Origin of the sequence: Bacillus cereus group sp. BfR-BA-01453, from assembly GCF_022662915.1 — a bacterium.
Taxonomy (GTDB): domain Bacteria; phylum Bacillota; class Bacilli; order Bacillales; family Bacillaceae_G; genus Bacillus_A; species Bacillus_A paranthracis.
Genome location: NZ_JAKUEN010000006.1, coordinates 122,035 through 141,269, shown reverse-complemented (window position 1 = coordinate 141,269; position 19,235 = coordinate 122,035). Strand labels below are relative to the sequence as shown.

Genomic DNA, 19,235 nt, shown 5'->3' with positions numbered 1-19,235 from the left:
TTTTCTCCTCCTACTTATCCGTTACATGCACATACCCTGGACGTGCCCACTTACGATGTACCTCAATACCAGATTGAGGATGACGTTTTTTATTACGCGGGTTCGCTTTTGGCATCGGATTTTCGCCATCAACTTCCAGCACTTCCATACGCACTTTCGTCTGTTTATAAGCAGGTGTGTTCGTACGCGTATCAACGGCAGGACCTGTTAAGAAATTAATTGCTGTTTCATTATCTGTAGAGTTCATCGGTAAATATAACTCATTCGCTTTTACACGATCTGTTACAAGTGTACGTAATTTTAACGCTCCAAACGGAGAGACAAGACGGACTAATGAACCAGTTTTTACTCCACGTTCTTTTGCAAGTGCTGGAGAAACTTCAACGAAAACGCCAGGCACTTTCGTTTGAATACCTGTTGATTTATTTGTCATATTCCCTTCATGGAAGTGCTCAAGCATACGACCATTGTTAATATGAAGGTCGAACTCAGCTGGGAATTCAGCTGGGCGCACCCAGTCAGCAATCGCAAAACGAGCTTTTTTATCCGGGAAGTTAAATCCATCTTGGAAAAGAAGCGGTGTATTCGTTCCATCAAAACTTCCCCAATGGAAACTATTCCATCCTTCCAATACTTCATAGTTTGCTTGTGAAAATAGTGGTGATAAACTTGCCATTTCAGCAAAAATTTCACTTGGATGACTATAACTCCAGTTTGCACCTAATTTATTCGCAACTTCCTGCACAATCCACCAGTCTGGCTTCGCATCTCCAAGCGTAGGAAGCACTTGATATAGTCTTTGAACACGACGCTCTGTATTTGTGAAAGTACCTTCTTTTTCAAGAGATGGCGCTGCTGGTAATACAACATCTGCATATTGAGCCGTTTTAGATAAGAAAACATCTTGCACAACGAAGAAATCAAGGCTTGATAATACTTCATGTACATGATTCGCATTAGAGTCTACAAGAGCCATGTCTTCTCCGACAAGATACATAGCTTTCATTTTCCCTTCGTCAATCGCGTGAAGCATTTCAATATTATTCAGACCTGGTTCGCTATTAATTTTCACTCCATAAGCCATTTCAAATTTCGCACGTTCTATATCGTTCGTAACGTGTTGATATCCAGGAAGCCATCCTGGTAAAGTACCCATATCACAAGCACCTTGTACGTTATTATGACCTCGAAGCGGATATGCACCAGCGCCTGGACGACGATAATTACCTGTTGCAAGTAGTAAGTTTGAAATCGCAGCGGAAGTATCAGATCCACCTGTATTTTGCGTTACACCCATTCCCCAAAGGATACATGTACCATCTGCATCACGAATCATTTCAGCCATTTGAATCAGTGTTTCTTTTGAAATACCAGTCATTTTTTCTGCATATTCAAGTGTATATTCTGCAAGGCTCTCTTTGAAATCTTCAAAGAAATTTACATTCTCATCAATAAATCGTTGATTGTGCCAGTCTTGATCAATCATATATTTCGTAACAGCCATTAACCATACTTGATCTGTTCCTTGTTTTGGACTAATAAAGACATCTGAACGCTCTGCCATTTCTGTTTTACGAAGATCAGCTACAATTAATTTTTGTCCGTGTAATTTATGTGCACGTTTAATACGTGTAGCTAAAACAGGATGACCTTCTGTCGGATTACAACCTACAATAATAACAAGACCAGATTGTGCAATATCTTTAATCGTTCCAGCATCTCCGCCCATACCAATTGTACGGAATAATCCGTCTGTCGCTGGTGATTGACAATAACGTGAGCAGTTATCAATATTATTCGTTTCAAATACTTGTCGAGCTAATTTTTGAATCACATAATTATCTTCATTCGTAATTTTAGATGAAGAAATAAAACCGATAGCATCTTTACCGTACTCTTCTTTAATCGCCCCTAATTTACTTGCAACTACATTCAACGCTTCTTCCCATGTAGATTCAACAAACGTTCCATTTTTACGAATTAAAGGTTTCGTAATTCGTTCTTTAGAATTTACGAAGTCCCAACCAAATTTTCCTTTGACACAAGTAGAAATTGCGTTAACTGGCGCATCAGAAGAAGGTTGTACTTTAAGAATTTTACGCCCTTTCGTCCACACTTCAAATGAACAACCTACACCACAAAATGTACATACTGTTTTCGTTTTCTTCGTACGAGTATCACGCATGGCCGCTTCCACTTCTGATACCGCAAAAATACCGCTATATCCAGGCTCTACTTCTTTAATTAAATCTACCATCGGTTCAAGAATATCAGGCTTTAGTCCCGTCATAAATCCAGCTTCACCGAGCATTGTTTTCTCCATTAAAGCGTTACAAGGACAAATGGTTACACATTGACCACAACTAACGCATGAAGAATCATTAATATTTACTCCTTCATCCCAAATCACTCGTGGGCGTTCCGCTTCCCAGTCTATCGATAATGTTTCATTTACTTGTAAGTTTTGACACACCTCTACACATTGACCACATGCAATACATTGGTTAGGATCATAACGATAAAACGGATGTGTCATATCCACTTCACTTACATCCACTTTCGGTTCATATGGATATTTTTGATGTTCAATTTCCATTAATTCTGCTGTATTATGCAGTTTACAGTTCCCATTGTTGTTGTCACATACTGTACAGTATAATAAATGATTTTCTAATAACCGATCCATCGCCTCTGTTTGTGCTTCTTTCGCACGAGTAGAGTTACGTTCAATGTTCATACCTTCTGTCGCTACTGTCGAACAAGAGCGCATTAACTTTCCGTCAACTTCTACAATACAAGTGTCACATGTTTGAATAGGATCTACTTCTGGCACGTAACAAATTTGCGGATGTTCAATCCCGTTCTCATTTATAACACCCAATATCGTTGAACCGGGCTCCGCTGTATACTTTTTTCCGTCAATTGTAATATGAACCATGTTGTTATTCATGGTCTTTCCCCCTTTTTGAGAATAAAAAAACTCCACCACGAAAATATACGCACCACATTTCGGCACGTTATTATCATGGTGGAGTAGTTTATTAGCACATCTTGCTAAAATACCAATCCATTTATTCATAAATAAAACGATAGAGTCATAACAGGTCATATCACGATTCCATCTTTAACACTATAATTATAGCGTTAAAGTTAAAAATATACAATATAAAATTTAAACTACGCATATGTCCGTATGGAACTATCCATAATAACCCATATAAAGTGAAACTTTAATCAACCCTCACCAATCAGGATAAAACATAACAAGGAGTAAGCAAACAAATGGGGTCTTTTAATAAATGGATTCGTGGTGAAAAATCTTTTTCTACCCAAGAGCAAGCTGATCACACATTAAATAAATCTATTTCTTCTTCCCTTTCCCTTAATTTAAAGCACTTGTCCAAACTGTTTAGCGGTATTCCAGAATTAATAACACGCAATTTTCCATTAAAAAACGGACAGGAAGCTGCACTTATATATATGGAAGGACTTGTAGACAAAACTGTTATTAACGTAAACATCCTTCGTCCTCTCTTATTTAAAGAGTGGAATGAAGACGATTTTTGGGAAGCCTCTGTTTTTATCGGAAATATTAAAAAGATTGAGCAGTGGACAGACATTGAACAATCTCTTTTACACGGCAAAAGTATTTTATTTATAAACGGACAATTATCCGCTTTAGAGCTTGATACGCAAGCGGCACCAAAAAGGAGCATTGAAGAGCCTACAACAGAGAGCTCCATAAAAAGCTCACACGAAGGATTTAATGAAGTAGCGAGCGACAGCCTTGCACTTATTCGTCGATATATTCCAAATCGCGAATTGAAAGTGAAGGAATTCACTGTTGGTGAACGAGCTACTTCAAAGGTTTTTTTGCTTTATCTAGCAGATGTTGCGGACGAAGATGTCGTAAAAGAAATGGCATCCCGTATCGAATCAGTAAAAGTGGATGCGATTCTTACTACTGGTGAATTAGAGGGGTTTGTTGAAGATAATTCCTTTACTCTCTTTCCGCAATTATCAATAACTGAACGCCCTGACACAACAGCACATCATATTCTAGATGGGCGAATTGCTGTTGTTGTAGATCGTTCACCAGGCGTATTAATTGGACCCATGACCTTTTCAGCTTTTTTTCAGACGATAGATGATTACAGCTTCAGGCCAATGATTCCATCTTTTATACGATTACTTCGTTTCACTGGATTATTTATTGCAATTTTTGCTCCTGCTCTTTATATTGCTATGATTTCCTTTCATTATGAAGTGATTCCACTTAAATTATTGTTAACAATTGGAGAATCTCGAGCTAAAATTCCTTTTCCTCCTATATTAGAAGCACTTTTGATGGAATTAGTACTTGAAATGCTACGCGAAGCTGCAGTTCGGCTTCCTGGTCCCGTTGGACAAACTATTGGCGTCGTAGGAGGGATTGTCATCGGACAAGCTGCAGTTCAAGCAGGAATAGTAAGTAATGTCATGGTTATCGTCGTATCTATTACTGCAGTCGCTTCTTTCATCATCCCTAACCTAGAAATGTCTGCAGGAATTCGACTTCTTCGCTTCCCAATGATGATAATTGCCTCTTTATTTGGTGTCATTGGTATTATGGTTGGGATGGCAATCATTATTATTCATATACTTTCTATGGAATCTCTCGGTGTTCCTTATGGTAGTCCTTTTTCTCCGTTATTTGCTTCGGATTTAAAAGATATTCTTATACGTTTACCATGGAAAATAATGAAGAAGCGCCCACTATCCCTTAACTTAAAACAAGAGAATCGACAACGCGATATAGAAGGAACGGAGGAAGAGAAGTGACAAAGCGTGCAAAGAGGGAGATTAGTTTATTTCAATACATTTTAACGATTAGTGGTGTTCAAGTAGGATTCGGTGTCCTTACACTTCCGCGTGAAGTTGCACAAGGTGCGAATACAGATGGCTGGATGTCTATTATTATCGGATGCGCTATCACTACTTTAGTCAGTTTATGTATTGTAAAAATTATGGAAAAGCATCCTGGATATACTTTACTTGATGTGCTGACTCGTTATCTTGGAAAGTGGCTAGGAAGAATAGGAATGATTTTTTGGATTTTATATGCTGTACTTGCAGCAGTTTCCTTAGTTTTTTCCCTCCTGTATGTTATTCACATTTGGATTTTACCTAGATCTCCTATGTTTTTAATTATGATTTTGCTTTCTATTCCAATGCTTATGCTTGCATGTACAGGTGTACTTATTATTAGTCGATTTGCCGTTTTCACTGTGATTTTTACCCTTTGGATGCCATTACTATTGTTTATTCCTCTTAAAGATGGTCATTGGATATATCTTCTTCCCTTTCTAAAGGAAGGATGGATACCAGTTGTAACCACAGTGAAATCAACTATCATTGCGTTTCTCGGATTCGAGTTTGCATTCGTCCTTTATCCCTATCTAACTAACAAATCAGCCGCAAAAAAAGGAATCGTTATTGCAAATATGATTACGTTATTTGTTTACCTACAAGTTACGTTCGTTTCTTTCGTTTATTTTAGCCCGGATGGTATAACTAAGTTTTTATGGCCGACTCTTTCTCTTGTTACGCCATTTCACTTTTCATTTCTAGAACGATTTGAAATTATCTTTTTATCATTTTACCTCTTCATTATTTTCGATTCTTGTATTCCTTATATTTTCACTGCTTCAGATGGAATCAATCAATTACTTAACAAAAAAGGGAGTCCACTACCTGTTTGGATTTTATTATTCGGATGCATTTTCGTTCTATTCTTTTATATCCCTTCCTCTTACCAAATAAGTGCGTTGCGAGAATTTTGGGGAACTGCCAGTTATTTTATCGTTTTTCTATTCCCAGTCGTATTTCTCTTATACATGACACTTTATCAGCATTGGAAAAGGAGAAAAATTTAAATGAGGCGCTTTATTCATTTCACTATACTTTGCTTTCTCATAACCTTATTAACAGGCTGTGGAGATCGGCTAGACTTAGAAAAACAATCCATTTCATTAATTTACGGCTTTGACGCAAAAGCAAAAGGAAAATTAATTGTGTACCACGTAAACCCTATTTTTAACGAAGACGTAGAAAAAAAGTACGAAACACATGAAGCGAAAGTACGTACACCTCGAGAAGCAAAAGCAACGTTTAATAGTTCAAGTGGCGGTTTAGTATCTACAGAAAAGTTACAGCTCATTTTATTTAGCACAAATTTTTTAAAACAAGAAGGGGCTATGCCTTACCTTGATGTTTGGTATCGTGATCCTAAAAACACTGGAAACATGCGTATGGTTGCAGTAGACGGTCCAATTTCTTCAGTTATATATAATAACTTTAAAGATAAGCCTGCCCTTCCCGAGTATTTAACAGATTTAATTAATACGAACAAACTGTACAATCGGACCGTTTTTACGACATTCCATGAATTTCATAGGCAAACTTTTAATAAAGGTATAACACCTGCTATTTCAGAAATAAAAAAAGGTAAAAAAGATGTTATCGTTACCGGTTCCGCGCTATTAACTTCTCGCGGAATTTATAAAATGTCATTAAATCGTTATGAAAGCGCCCTTCTTCTTTTGTTACAAAAGAAAGCGAATACACCGGTTTCGCTTACATTGAAAATCCCTTCTACTTCAGTTGAAAGTAATAGTGATTTAAAAGATACCGATGGCGGTGATTTCGTAACAATAAATGTTCTTAGCATGAATCGTGATATCCATACAGACTATAGCGATAAACATTTCAAATTTAATGTTAAAATGGATTTTAAAATTGCCGTATCTGAACTTACATTTAATATGGATATAGATACAGATAGAAAGAAATTAACTTCACTTATTACAAAACAACTAAACAAAGATTTAAATGATTTAATCTACAAAATTCAAAAGCAGCAACTTGATCCATTCGGATTTGGTGATTATGCGAGAGCGTTTCAATATAAAGAATGGGAAAAAGTTGAAGACGATTGGCCGAGTGTCTTTTCAAAAGCTAACGTGAAAGTAGCACCTACGATTAAAATTTTAGAAAATGGGATTATTAAATAGCAAAAAAACACGCTACTTGCTCTTATACGTGTAGAGAGTAAGTAGCGTGTTATCATTTTTATTTTGAAGCTTCTTATACAGTTACACTTCTGTTTCTTGTTCTTCACTTTCCGCTTGTTCCAACCTTTGCTGCTCTGCAAGTTCAGCTGAAATCATTCCATAATAAATTTCTGGATACAATCCAAATATTTGATATACACTTCCTAAAAACGGCATCGGAATCCCTCTTTTCTAAAGTTGTACTGCCACTTTTAAGGATTCCCTTTTCATTCATTAAACATTCGTTTTTGGCGTTTCCTCTTCATCATGAACGCTTAATAAATTTTGCCACTTTTTATAAGGAGCACTATTTGGATCTACATAACCTTTCGCATACGAACGATCCCACAATTGTTTAATAAACATTTCTTTCTCTTTCTTTGCAACCATATCGGCACCTGTACCGTAATAGTTTTGGAAATATAACTCAATTTCATCAAGGAATAACCTTAATAATTCATCAGAAGTTTCTTCTAACGTTGGGTCATACTTTGCTTCACGGTCATACATTAAAATCATATCTAAAATATTATGGACATGCTCTTTACGAAGCCATCTAATATCTTGCGCACCTAATACAAATGGATGTGTATATAAATGTCCACCTTGTATCATCGCCTTTTCTTGTTCTTCTTCAAATCTGGATAAGATGTTTTCATAAATGAACGGATTATGAAGCAACGCTCTGTGCAATTTATAACTTTCGCTTGAAATATTTTTCCCCATCGACTGAATTAAGAAACTACGTCCAACGCCGTTATATTGATACACGAATTGACCATCAACAGCAACTAAACTAATCCAGCGATATATATACGCGTATAGAAGAGCTCGATTACATTTATCATAATCTAACTTCGTTTGCGTTGCATTTAAGTCTGGCATGAATGCTGGTAAGTGCCAATACTTATCTAAATGCGGTGTTAAACTAGATTTTTTACTATTCAACTTGTTTACACGTCGATAGTACGACTGAAAATAATCACCTTTATCATTCATAAATCCATTTGCAATATGTCCAGACGAAAGCTTAGGAAAGTCTTGTAGTGATAAACCGTAATGTGCACGATAACAAATGACTTCAAATGGCGAGAAAGCTTCATTTACTGTATCTTTTTCTTTAAACATTTCTTGCATTAATTCCTCTTGCAGTTCTTTCTTTAAAGATGGATGTATGCCCCAATATTGTAATTCCCTATGATGAGAAACTTTCGGCACGAATGGACTTGCTAAATGGAACAAGTCTTCAATTTTTTCACGAACATATTCATCACGATCACGATTCTTATAATCCGCTTCTTTTCGTAATGCCTCAACGATGTTCAGCTCTAATTTATCGCGATAGCGTATTTGTAATTCATCGTAACAATAGTTTAGTATGTGCTCACGATAAAAGTCTTCTACCTTTTTCGATTGAATTTCTTCTGTTTTCGCATCTCGGCAATATTCCCCGTATAAGCTCATATAAATTTCTGCTGATATATCTTTCGGTAATACACCTAAATTTAAATGTTGTTGCATATCTTGCCATATCTTTTCTTGCAACTTCTCTTCAGCTAATACGTATACATTCGTTGGGTTTGTTTTTCCTTCAAATTCCTTGCTTCGTTTTTGAATTTCGAACAATAAATTTTCACGTGTTTCATGTAAATTATCAAAAAACCTTTCCCAATATTGAATCATTTTATTAACTGCTTGATATAGCGATTGATACACGAGTTCTAATAGCATTTCTTTACGATATTCGTTTAATTTGTGTACGTACTGCGTTACAATATCTTCAAATTCCTTTTTAAATAAACGCTGCTGGTTATTAATCATTTTTCCAAACCAGCCTTGTTGCTGCGCAATTTCTACTCGACGTACAGCTGTTACCGTTCCATCAATGTTACTCACATTAAATTTCTTATCGTAATTTTGAATTAAATTACGCTTTTGTTCATTATTTTCATGTAGTCGATTCATTTTTTCCACTAACTGCTTTCGAATTTCATACAACATAAAACGAGCTGCTACTGGATGAACTGGATCTGTTTTCTTTAAAAACCATGTATTTAATTGATAGGACTGGCCTTCAGAACCACTCGGTGAAAAACGGTCTGATTCAATCATGTCATATAAAAGTGTCGTTACATGTTCATGTACACGGCTCGGAATCGCATACGCATATAAACGAACCGCATGATCGACCCTTGCTACTTCACCTTTCATTTGTTCCGTCATTTTTAGCTTCGCAGCCGAAATTTTACACTCATGCTGCAGACGATTTAATTCTTCGTCTTTTTGTACCGTACGCTGTACATAACTTTCTACAGCTTCTAAAAACAGTTTAGATTTCGCAACACCAACCTTGCCGCCTTCTGCTCCTTCACGCGTTTCATTGTACATTTGTCTATAAAAAATATGAGCCTGCTCTGGACGAGTAGCAAGATGTTCTAAATCTTCTAAATAACTTTTCCCGCGCTCTGGCTTTTCACGCTGCATACCACGTTTTACATCTTGGTCATATCTATGCTTCTTCTCTTGAAACAATTGATCTAAATGAAGCCACGATTCATCTAAACCTTGCACGGCCCATTTTAAAGCACAATATTTTAACACATGCTCATATGGATAAATAATCTTTGCCGTTCCGGCCCCGCAATATCGCCCTTTCCCGCTTGATTCTGCTAATTGCTGAATTTGATTATCTTCCTGTGCAAAATGATTTGCAGACATCGGACTAAATAATTGTAAATAAATCGTATTTGCCATTTGCTCCATATAATCTGATAAATTATGCAGATGGTGTCCATGTAAATTTTCGTAATCGTATAAAAAACAATAATTGTACGGTAAATGGTGTTGTTTAATCGTGTGATTTGTTCTCCCATCCTCATCTACTTGATCCGGTCGATACTCTAATTCAATCGTAACCCCGCCGCGTTTGGATAGTTCTCCTGTAGAACCGAGCGTAATGGCATGTAATTCTTTTAACGAGGCATAGCCGTTTGCTTGCACCGTTTCAAACTCTTTCGCACTAACTGTTCTCGTCTTCACTAACACATCCGGCATTAAAAACGCACCACGTATTAAAATGTTGTGATGTTGCAGTTTTTTTCGAAGCATTTCACGTAAATATAATGCAATTTGTAGAAACATTCCTGAACCTGTTCCGCCCGCTAGTGATGTTACGATAATGACACGTACTCCATATTCTGTTTGATCGCTTGTAACTGGAAAAATCTTCTCGATTTCTTGCCAAAAGGACGTTAATTTATCTTCTTTCATCGCAGCACGTAACGCTAAACGGGAAATGACGCGTAACTGTCCTGCTCCTTCTGTTAATGGTTTATCAAGTATAGTTGGATCCATCGGAAACCACTCTGGAATCGTCGGATCTCCCGCAATATACTCCCTAGGTGTTTTACTAGAGCTCGTTTGCGTCTTAAACTTTCGAATATGATCGAATTTACTCAATGTATTCACATCTGTATCAAATACGTGCATTGCTACTTTTTTCCGGCGCTCCTCAGGTAGTCTTTCATATATTTGATGTGTCACAGTACTACCGATTCCACCTAAACCAATTAATATTGTTGGAACTTGTAACGTCATGTGAACCACCTTCCTATTCTTGCTTGTTTGAAAAAAGGAGGGAAAAATAATACTCTCCTCTTTTCCCCATCTACTATTCACACTCGTATTTGTAAATCTCCTTACCATATCCTCTATCAATTACTAAAAGTTCATTTGGATATAGTGTCTTATGTTCCATTCCAACCTCATCTTCTGTTATAAACATCCCATCAATAATCATTCCTACTACTTGTGACTCTTTCGCTACAAATATCGATTTCGATCCTTTCTTTGCTATAAACGTAACGGATTGCACAGTCTTTCTTTCTGCTCTATACGGAATACCAAAATAATGTTTCCACCATTTATTTTTGAGTAACTCTGGCTCAGATTGATATAACCAATCTTTCGCTACCTCTTGATCCCATTCGTAATACAATAATGCTTTCCGGTGAAATCTTGGACGGACAATCCATCCTAAAACGATTATTCCTACTATTAACAGTAATAAAGTGATAGGAATAACAAACTTAAAAATAAGCGCATACTTTTCATAAAACGGCGCATTTTGAATATGGAGTGTTATATCTTTCTTTACTTTTGGTAATTTTGAATCCTGCACTACGATGGTAGCTTCTACGGTGCCGGTATCTGTAAAATTGAATGTGTCGGAGTAATGCGGTCGAGGATAAATGTAAATTTGATTACCATGCTGTTTTATTTCATAGTTGATTGATTGTTTAGATGTGACACCAGTAGATTTTAATAGTTTTTTTACAGCCTCTTCTGTCATCGGCTTATCATCTAACTGTGGTTGTATAATAAATGGTTTACTATTCTCTAAATTTGTTACTTTTTCTTCATAATCTTTCGTGACAGTTTGAAGTGATAATTTAGGCTTTTTCGTTGTTTCGATTTTAAATTCTTTCGTCTGTCTGTAAAACCCCTTTATGTTCATATGAACTTTCCCGCGTACTAAACCTTTATCAATCTTCATTTCGTAGTAAAACACATGTTTTTTATCGTCCCACTTCATCGGGTACTGTTTTCCGTCTATTTCTATTTCTGCCTGAAAATATGAAGATTGAATTGGTAATTCCGTAGGCTTCGCTTCAATAACAGCAGTAACACCTTCGTACATTTCTTCCACATTTTTTTGACTACTATCCTCTTTGTCATAAGTAGAAACCGTATAGTTAAGCGCCGGTTCAACTAGCACTTGTAATCCTTCTTTCTCAATATCCTGGTCCACCTCTATCGTATACGTTCCTGGTTTAATAACTTCCTCATTTTCCGTACTGATATGAACTATATTTCCGAATAATTTCGCTTCTCCTGGTGCATGTATGGAATAAGAAGATTGTAATTGTAACGGTTTAGAAATTTGTGTGACCTGATAATTAGACAAAGAAGGCGATTGTCGTACAAGCGTCATACGTTTTAACGGAAATGGTGTTGTAATCTCTACTTTTTTTCCTACTACTTTCGTTTTTACAATCGATTCAACTGAAGAGAACGGATCACGATTTGCAACTAATGCTGCCACTTGATTGACGCTTTTTACAATACCATCCTCTCCACTAGATGGCATCGTAACTCCATTTATCTCTTTCTTCCATATTTCTTTAAACGTATTTAGTTGTACCTTTTCTTGCTGTCCTAAATCCTCTTCCATCGTAATTAAAACCGGATGTAATGATATCTTTTTTACATCCATTTCTTTCTTAAACTGCGCTAGCTTCTGCAAAATTCGTTCTTTTCCGCCAACCTTATCTTTCTCTAAATCATTAAATGCCCCGTCAGTTAACACAATAAGCCAAAATTCACGTTTCCCATCTATATCGGCTTCCTTTTTTATAGATTGCATCGCCGTTTCTACTGCGCTAAACGGAGTATTTAAATACGTTTTCCATGCTCCAATTCCCTCAATTTCCGTTTGTCTCTTATCCTTCGTTAACGAAATGTTTAATGGATCATTTGGCTTGCTCATTGGAACGTAAGAAAATGTATCTTTTTCATCTAATAGCGCAACTAAACTTTGCAAAGCGTAATTGGCATATTTCCAGCGATCGTTATTTCTCATGCTGCCCGAATCATCATATACAAGTGAAACGACCCTTTCCTTTGCCTCCTCTCCTTTTGCAAAAGTCCAAAAAGGATGTAACCATATTAATAGAAACAACATGAATGTGGCACAAATTCGAATTTTCATGATGAGGCTTCGCCACCTTTGTAGACAAATTCCTATGTTTAAATTTATGAGAGGATACAAGATATATGACTTGTATTTTAGGACAACGAACATAACATAACTTTATTATGTAAACAGTTATAAAAACTGAATATGATTCCTTCTAGCGTTTTCTATCCGATACTATAAGTAAAAAAGCCTGTTTAAGCTCTACACTTAAAACAGACTTTTCCTACTTTTTATTTTAAAAACACATAACAAAAAGTTTGATTTTTGACTTAACACATCACTTCTATTGTAAATCCACCAGGTGCTTCCACGTAAAACGTATACGCATGTGCACGTTTAGGAGCCTCAACCAAAAATCCATCTTCCTTCAATCTTTGATTTATCTTATTTACTTGTTCTTCACTTTCTTGTGGAAATCCTACATGAAATGTTTTTGGATAATGTACGTCTTTCCCTTTCATTAACGTTAATATAAATCCATCATTATCGCGCATAACTGCAAAGCCATTTCCCCTTGTTCCGCTACAAGTTAAGCCAAAATACTTTTCTAAAAACTCTCTCGCAGCTACTACATCTGCAACTGTTAAATTAAGATGTTTAATTCTCAACCCATCACCTTCTTTCTTAATTTTCTAACATTTTATCATACAAATAAAAAACACGCCTTTCACAGCGTGTTTCATTTCTTCACATACACTTCAACAATCGGATTATCTTTATGATCCGCATGCAAGCGTATATTCTCCTCACTTGTACTATAAATATTAGCTAATAACATAATTGTTAACACGTTAGGAGTTTTTGCATCACTCCCATATTTCCTTTCTAGCGCTTCCTTATATTCAAAATCCAAGTCCCCTTGCACATATGTATACACTTCAAAGCCATCTTCTAAATTGCAAACTACTGTATCAACAATATCTGCCCCTACTTGCTTCTTCATTTCCTCTCGCAATGCTGCAATAAACTCTTCCCACGGTACTTCGTATGTCTGAAACTGATCTGTCGATTTCATGCTTTTCCCTCCTTATATATCCTCTTCCTATATTTCCCCTTTCCTATAACAATTATGATAGTTAGGGCATTCGTACAAGCCGCACTTGTCCCCCTTACATATCGTATTACTGTAATGGGGAAGGAGGAATGAATATGCATAGACAAAAATGTTATGATACATGCCGACGTTACTTCGGAAAAGTTGTTCGGATTGAAGACCGTGATGGCCGTATACATTTAGGTAAAATAATCGATGTGACACAAAGCTCTGTATGGATTGAACCGGTGCAACAGCGCTCATCTTTTGATACAGGTTTTGGATACTATGACGCATATGCAAACGGTGGTTGCGACCTTTGCGGCGGCCTTAGCAGATGTGATAGTTGCGGATTTGGTTGTGGTGGTGGATTCAGCGGCTGTGGATGTGGCGGTCGTGGTTGCAGTAGTTGCGGTTGCGGTGGCTGGGGAGGCGGCGGTTGTGGCTGGGGTGTTGAACTCGGATTTGGTTTCATCTTCGGAATTACATTAGCTGCATTATTTTTCATTTAACATAAGTAAAGAGTTGACTATCTTTAGCCAACTCTTTTTCTTTATTTTTCACATATAAAAATACGATGACCTAAAATATATTGATACATAAGTCGTACATTTTCATGTTGCACCCATGCCTCATATAACTCATTCGGAATAAATTGTGATACATTCCATTCTGGCTCTTCTATATAAGCAGAGATCGTTTCTGCAATTGTACCACCGCCAGCAATAGTAACCCGCTTAAAATTTGCTTTCTGAAATAATTGTACCCACTCACTCTCAGTTAATAGCTCTTTCATCCCGTATAATTGAGCGATTTTCTCTTCCTCACCCTTATCAATGTGCCTATCAATAATCATTTCAATGACAACAAGCTTACCGTCTTTCTGTAATACACGATAGCACTCTGAAATAACCTTTTCTTTTTCTGTAAAAGCGATTATAGATTCTCCGAGTACGAACTCAAATGATTCATGCAAACAAGGTAATTGCTCTACACTTCCTTCAATTAATTGAATATCTATTCCCTCGAAAGACCATCTATCTTTCGCCTTTTGAATCATAATTTCATTCTTTTCCACCGCTGTTACTTTATATCCAAAATTTTTTGCCATATATGCTGCAGTTTTCCCCGTACCGCAACCTATCTCAAGAACATTCGCTCCATGTCTAAAAGGGAGTTGTGCTAACAATTGTTTTGTTAACGTAAAACCACCAGGATGAGCACTCCCTATTCCGTAATAAGCTAGGAAATCGATGTATGTGTTTCGTTTCATGGGATTCTCCTTTAAATTTTCTATAATACATATATTCACCCATCAATAAATCGTGCACGTAAAAAAGCATTTCCAAGTGCTATACCGCAACTTGAAAATGCTTTTATCTTTTTTATTTCTCTTCAATATATGCCCATTTGAAGCTATATTCCGGACTAATATTATGTTTCACAATTCCCTTTACATTTGGTTTCATCACATAAGATTTAGCACTTTGATATAAAGGCACAAGCGCTACATCATCCTCAAGTAACAATTTCTCTGCCTTCCCTAACTCTGTCCAACGTTTTTTTGCATCAGCCATCCATTCTGTCTTACTCTTATTAATGATATCGTCATATTTTGAATTTGAGTAACTCATCTGGTTCTGCGAATTTTTTGTTTCAAACATATCAAGATATGTCATTGGATCCGCATAATCTGGATTCCAGCCACCATATGAAAAATCATAATCTTGGTCTGATTCTAATTTTAGTTTTTGCTTAAATGGTTGTAGCTTAATATTTACTGTCACACCTTTTAAATTCTTTTCAACTTGATCTTTTACATACTCCCCAACTTTTTTCGCATTACCAGTATCATAATTTAACAGTTCAATCGTGACTTGATCTTTTCCAAGTTCTTTTTTCGCTTCTTCCCATGCTGCTGCTGCCTTTTTGGAGTCTTGTTTTAAACCATTCTTGAACGTTTCTGCAAAATCTTTACCGTCAGGTCCACTCGCTAAACCTTTTGGTACTAAGTAATCCACTGGTTTTGAACCATCATTTAAAATAACATTCGTTAAAGCTTTCTTATCAATAGATAATGCAATTGCTTCACGTAGTTTTTTGCTCTTTAACGGTGTATCTTGCCCACCACGTTTTTGATTTAGACGTAAGTAAAACGTACTTGTTTCCGAATAGGCCCCAAACTCTTCTTTATTGTTTCTATACTTATCAACAAATTCACCTGATAATAGTGCGAAATCAATTGCACCTGTATCATATAAATTTACTCTAGTAGCTGGTTCTTTTACTACACTATAGTTGATTTCATCTAGTTTTACAGTCTTTTTGTCCCAGTACTGCTCATTTTTCTTTAATTTCCAGCCTTGCTCATGCTTCCAATCAGTAAGCACAAATGGACCATTATAAAGTGTTGTATCAGACTCTAAACCGAATTTATTTCCTTTTTCTTTTACGAACTTTTCATTTAATGGATAGTATGACGCAAATGCCATTAAGTTCAAGAAATATGGTACTGGTCTTTCTAGTTCTACTTCAAGCGTATAATCATCTACCGCTTTTACACCTAATGTAGAAACTTCTGCTTTCCCTTGATTAATCGCTTCTGCATTTTTAAGATAGTAAGCAATAAATGCATACTCAGCAGCTGTTTTTGGATCTACTAGCCGTTGCCATGCAAATACGAAATCTTTCGCTGTTACAGGATCACCGTTTGACCATTTTGCATCTTTCCGTAATTTAAATGTATATTTTTTGCCATCCTCGCTTTTTGTGCTAGATTCCGCTACAGCTGGGATTGGCTTATTATCTTTATCCAAGCGATATAAACCTTCCATTGTATTTCCTAAAATTTGTGATCCAAGTGTATCTGTATTTTTGGAAGTATCCATCGTCGGAATTTCATTCGTTTCTGTACGATTTAGCACTTGCTTTGCCGCATATTTAATATCAGATTTCTTCTCTTCCCCACCATTATTAGACGTTGTAGTCGGTTTCTTCTCCCCACCAGATCCAGAAGAACATGCTGTTAAAGCCATACTCATTGCTAAAACTGGTGCTACAACTGCTGTGAACTTTTTCATCTTTTTCTTCATTTTTGTACCCTCCCCAATTATATGTACGAAACTAACTTCGAGAGACTTTCTTTCGTTTATTTTCAGAAAATTCTTACTAATTATCATTCTACTAATTTATCCTGATTTGTAAAGTGTTTTATGAATATTCCGAATAATTAATCTAACAACCATAATAACTATTACTATACGAATTCTCCCACATCTACTATATGTAAGTACCACTTTTCTTATTCTTCTCTATTTATTTAAATTTAATTGAATAGTAAAAGAGCGTCTAAAAAAATAAATAATATATTTTTTAAACGCTCATTTTTCTTTTTATTATTTACCTTCCGTTACATAAGCCCACTTAAAGCTATACTCTGGACTAATGTTATGTTTCACAATACCTTTTACATTCGGTTTCATTACATATGCTCTACCTGTTTGATATAAAGGTACCATCCCTGCATCTTCTTCAAGTAATAATTTTTCTGCTTTACCTAACGTTTCCCAACGTTTCTTCGCATCAGACATTAACTCATTACCTGCTTTTTTCACCATTTCATCATATTTCGGATTCGAATAACTCATTTGGTTATATGGGCTCTTCGATTCGAACATATCAATAAATGTCATTGGATCCGAATAATCTGGGCTCCAACCAGCAAATGAAATTTCATAATCTTGTGCTGATTCTAATTTTAATTTTTGTTTGAACGGCTGAATTTTCGTATTAACCGTTACACCTTTTAAGTTTTTCTCAATTTGATCTTTAAAATAGTCAGCAATTTTTTTCGCTGTTCCATCATCATAGCTTAGTAATTCAATTGTCACTTGATCTTTTCCAAGTTCTTTTTTAGCTGCTTCCCAAGCTGCTGCACCTTTTTTCGGATCATATTTCAGACCATTTTTAAAGGTATCTTGGTAATCTTTACCGTCTGGTCCTGTCGCAAGCCCTTTTGGTACTAATTGATCTGTTGCTTTTGAACCGTTATTTAAAATAACGTTTGCTAAACCTTTTTTATCAATTGATAATGCGATTGCTTCACGTAGTTTTTTACTCTTTAACGGTGTATCTTGTCCATTACGTTTTTGATTTAAACGTAAGAAGAATGTACTTGCTTCTGAATATTCACCATACTCTTCTTTATTCGATTTATATTTATCAACGAACTCCCCTGATAATAGCGTGAAATCAATCGATCCTGTATCATATAAGTTTACTTTCGTCGCAACTTCTTTTACTACACTATAGTTAATTTCTTCTAATTTCACAGTTTTATTATCCCAGTACTTATCATTTTTCTTTAGCTGCCATCCTTGTTCATGTTTCCATGAAGCCATAACGAACGGTCCGTTATACAACGTTGTATCTGCTTCTAAACCGAACTTATCTCCTTTTTCTTTTACGAACTTTTCATTTAAAGGATAGTACGATGGGAATGCCATTAAATTCAAGAAATACGGCACTGGTTTTTCTAATTCTACTTCTAGCGTATAATCATCTACCGCTTTTGCCCCTAAATCTGTTAGTGGCTTTTCACCTTTATTAATTGCCTCTGCGTTTTTAATATAGTAAGCGATAAACGCATATTCTGCCGCTGTATTTTTATCAAGTAAGCGCTGCCATGCGTATACGAAATCTTTCGCTGTTACTGGATCACCGTTTGACCATTTGGCATCTTTACGTAGTTTAAATGTATATTTTTTGCCATCCTCGCTTTTCGTACTAGATTCTGCTGCAGCTGGGATCGGCTTATTATCTTTATCTAATCGATATAAACCTTCCATCGTGTTCCCTAAAATTTGAGAACCTAATGTATCGGTAGATTTTGAAACATCCATCGTCGGAATCTCTTGATTCTCTGTACGATTTAACACTTGTTTTGCTGCGTATTTAATTTCAGACTTTTTCTCTTCCCCACCACCACTAGACGTCGTAGTTGATTTCTTCTCCCCACCAGATCCAGAACAAGCTGTCAACGCCACACTCATCGCTAAAACTGGCGCTACAACTGCCGTGAACTTCTTCATCTTTTTCTTCATTTTTGTACCCTCCCCAATTATATGTACGAAACTCATTTTGAGAGATTTTCTAATAACTAGTTATCAGAAAATTCTTATTAATTAATATTCTACTAATTTTTCTAGTTTTGTAAAGTTATTTTTAAAATATTTAGAAAATTTATTTTACTTAGCGATAGTAACATTCTATTTTCTATGACCATACTACACGTATCCTCCATCTACTACATTTCATTTCTTCTCTACTCTTTCATTTTCACGTTCAATTGTAC

Annotated in this window: 13 protein-coding genes; 4 read left to right on the top strand and 9 right to left on the bottom strand. The window is 36.1% G+C overall.

The window, feature by feature from the left end; translation table 11 throughout:
* Window positions 1-10: 10 nt before the first annotated feature.
* Window positions 11-2,950: a formate dehydrogenase subunit alpha gene (fdhF, locus tag MR070_RS14595; protein ID WP_242261528.1), complete on the bottom strand. Its 2,940-nt coding sequence runs from the start codon at window positions 2,948-2,950 to the stop codon at window positions 11-13.
* A gap of 332 nt (window positions 2,951-3,282) precedes the next feature.
* Between fdhF and MR070_RS14590 the strand changes: the two genes are divergently transcribed.
* Genes MR070_RS14590 through gerSC form a run of 3 tightly spaced genes read left to right on the top strand, consistent with a single transcriptional unit; the run spans window position 3,283 to window position 7,052 of the window.
* Window positions 3,283-4,821: a spore germination protein gene (locus MR070_RS14590; protein ID WP_000534510.1), complete on the top strand. Its 1,539-nt coding sequence runs from the start codon at window positions 3,283-3,285 to the stop codon at window positions 4,819-4,821.
* A complete protein-coding gene (locus tag MR070_RS14585; RefSeq protein ID WP_242261527.1) occupies window positions 4,818-5,915 on the top strand; it encodes an endospore germination permease in 1,098 nt (365 codons plus the stop codon). Before MR070_RS14590 ends, MR070_RS14585 begins: the two co-directional genes overlap by 4 nt.
* Window positions 5,916-7,052, top strand: a complete 1,137-nt coding sequence (gerSC, locus tag MR070_RS14580; RefSeq protein ID WP_242261526.1) for a spore germination protein GerSC — start codon at window positions 5,916-5,918, stop codon at window positions 7,050-7,052.
* Between the two features lie 81 nt (window positions 7,053-7,133).
* On the opposite strand, the gene MR070_RS14575 is transcribed toward gerSC, so the two are convergent.
* The 5 genes from MR070_RS14575 to MR070_RS14555 all read right to left on the bottom strand — a co-directional run bounded on the left by MR070_RS14575 (window position 7,134) and on the right by MR070_RS14555 (window position 13,864).
* Window positions 7,134-7,268 carry a phosphonate ABC transporter permease gene (locus MR070_RS14575; RefSeq protein WP_242261525.1) on the bottom strand — a complete coding sequence of 45 codons (135 nt, stop codon included), beginning with the start codon at window positions 7,266-7,268 and terminating at the stop codon, window positions 7,134-7,136.
* Window positions 7,269-7,325: 57 nt separating this feature from the next.
* Window positions 7,326-10,688 carry a tubulin-like doman-containing protein gene (locus MR070_RS14570; protein ID WP_048550190.1) on the bottom strand — a complete coding sequence of 1,121 codons (3,363 nt, stop codon included), beginning with the start codon at window positions 10,686-10,688 and terminating at the stop codon, window positions 7,326-7,328.
* 73 nt (window positions 10,689-10,761) lie between these two features.
* Entirely contained in the window at window positions 10,762-12,861 is a 2,100-nt protein-coding gene (locus MR070_RS14565) for a vWA domain-containing protein (protein WP_242261524.1), read from the bottom strand.
* Between the two features lie 257 nt (window positions 12,862-13,118).
* Window positions 13,119-13,457, bottom strand: coding sequence for a VOC family protein (locus tag MR070_RS14560; protein WP_242261523.1), 339 nt, complete (start codon window positions 13,455-13,457; stop codon window positions 13,119-13,121).
* Window positions 13,458-13,528: 71 nt separating this feature from the next.
* A complete protein-coding gene (locus MR070_RS14555) occupies window positions 13,529-13,864 on the bottom strand; it encodes a hypothetical protein (protein ID WP_242261522.1) in 336 nt (111 codons plus the stop codon).
* Window positions 13,865-13,998: 134 nt separating this feature from the next.
* Between MR070_RS14555 and MR070_RS14550 the strand changes: the two genes are divergently transcribed.
* Window positions 13,999-14,394 carry a hypothetical protein gene (locus MR070_RS14550; RefSeq protein ID WP_242261521.1) on the top strand — a complete coding sequence of 132 codons (396 nt, stop codon included), beginning with the start codon at window positions 13,999-14,001 and terminating at the stop codon, window positions 14,392-14,394.
* Window positions 14,395-14,435: 41 nt separating this feature from the next.
* Here the strand turns inward: MR070_RS14550 and MR070_RS14545 are convergent, their stop codons facing one another.
* From MR070_RS14545 to MR070_RS14535, 3 genes are all read right to left on the bottom strand, one after another.
* Entirely contained in the window at window positions 14,436-15,155 is a 720-nt protein-coding gene (locus tag MR070_RS14545; protein ID WP_242261520.1) for a class I SAM-dependent methyltransferase, read from the bottom strand.
* A gap of 112 nt (window positions 15,156-15,267) precedes the next feature.
* On the bottom strand, window positions 15,268-16,974 hold the full coding sequence (locus MR070_RS14540) for a peptide ABC transporter substrate-binding protein (protein WP_242261519.1): 1,707 nt from the start codon (window positions 16,972-16,974) through the stop codon (window positions 15,268-15,270).
* Between the two features lie 303 nt (window positions 16,975-17,277).
* Entirely contained in the window at window positions 17,278-18,984 is a 1,707-nt protein-coding gene (locus tag MR070_RS14535; RefSeq protein WP_070806664.1) for a peptide ABC transporter substrate-binding protein, read from the bottom strand.
* Between the last annotated feature and the right edge of the window lie 251 nt (window positions 18,985-19,235).

Excerpts from the sequence above, each read along its gene's own strand:
- fdhF (WP_242261528.1), bottom strand. The coding sequence starts at position 2,950 with ATGAATAACAACATGGTTCATATTACAATTGACGGAAAAAAGTATACA.
- MR070_RS14590 (WP_000534510.1), top strand. The coding sequence starts at position 3,283 with ATGGGGTCTTTTAATAAATGGATTCGTGGTGAAAAATCTTTTTCTACC.
- gerSC (WP_242261526.1), top strand. The coding sequence starts at position 5,916 with ATGAGGCGCTTTATTCATTTCACTATACTTTGCTTTCTCATAACCTTA.
- MR070_RS14575 (WP_242261525.1), bottom strand. The coding sequence starts at position 7,268 with ATGCCGTTTTTAGGAAGTGTATATCAAATATTTGGATTGTATCCAGAA.
- MR070_RS14570 (WP_048550190.1), bottom strand. The coding sequence starts at position 10,688 with ATGACGTTACAAGTTCCAACAATATTAATTGGTTTAGGTGGAATCGGT.
- MR070_RS14565 (WP_242261524.1), bottom strand. The coding sequence starts at position 12,861 with ATGAAAATTCGAATTTGTGCCACATTCATGTTGTTTCTATTAATATGG.
- MR070_RS14555 (WP_242261522.1), bottom strand. The coding sequence starts at position 13,864 with ATGAAATCGACAGATCAGTTTCAGACATACGAAGTACCGTGGGAAGAG.
- MR070_RS14550 (WP_242261521.1), top strand. The coding sequence starts at position 13,999 with ATGCATAGACAAAAATGTTATGATACATGCCGACGTTACTTCGGAAAA.
- MR070_RS14545 (WP_242261520.1), bottom strand. The coding sequence starts at position 15,155 with ATGAAACGAAACACATACATCGATTTCCTAGCTTATTACGGAATAGGG.
- MR070_RS14540 (WP_242261519.1), bottom strand. The coding sequence starts at position 16,974 with ATGAAGAAAAAGATGAAAAAGTTCACAGCAGTTGTAGCACCAGTTTTA.
- MR070_RS14535 (WP_070806664.1), bottom strand. The coding sequence starts at position 18,984 with ATGAAGAAAAAGATGAAGAAGTTCACGGCAGTTGTAGCGCCAGTTTTA.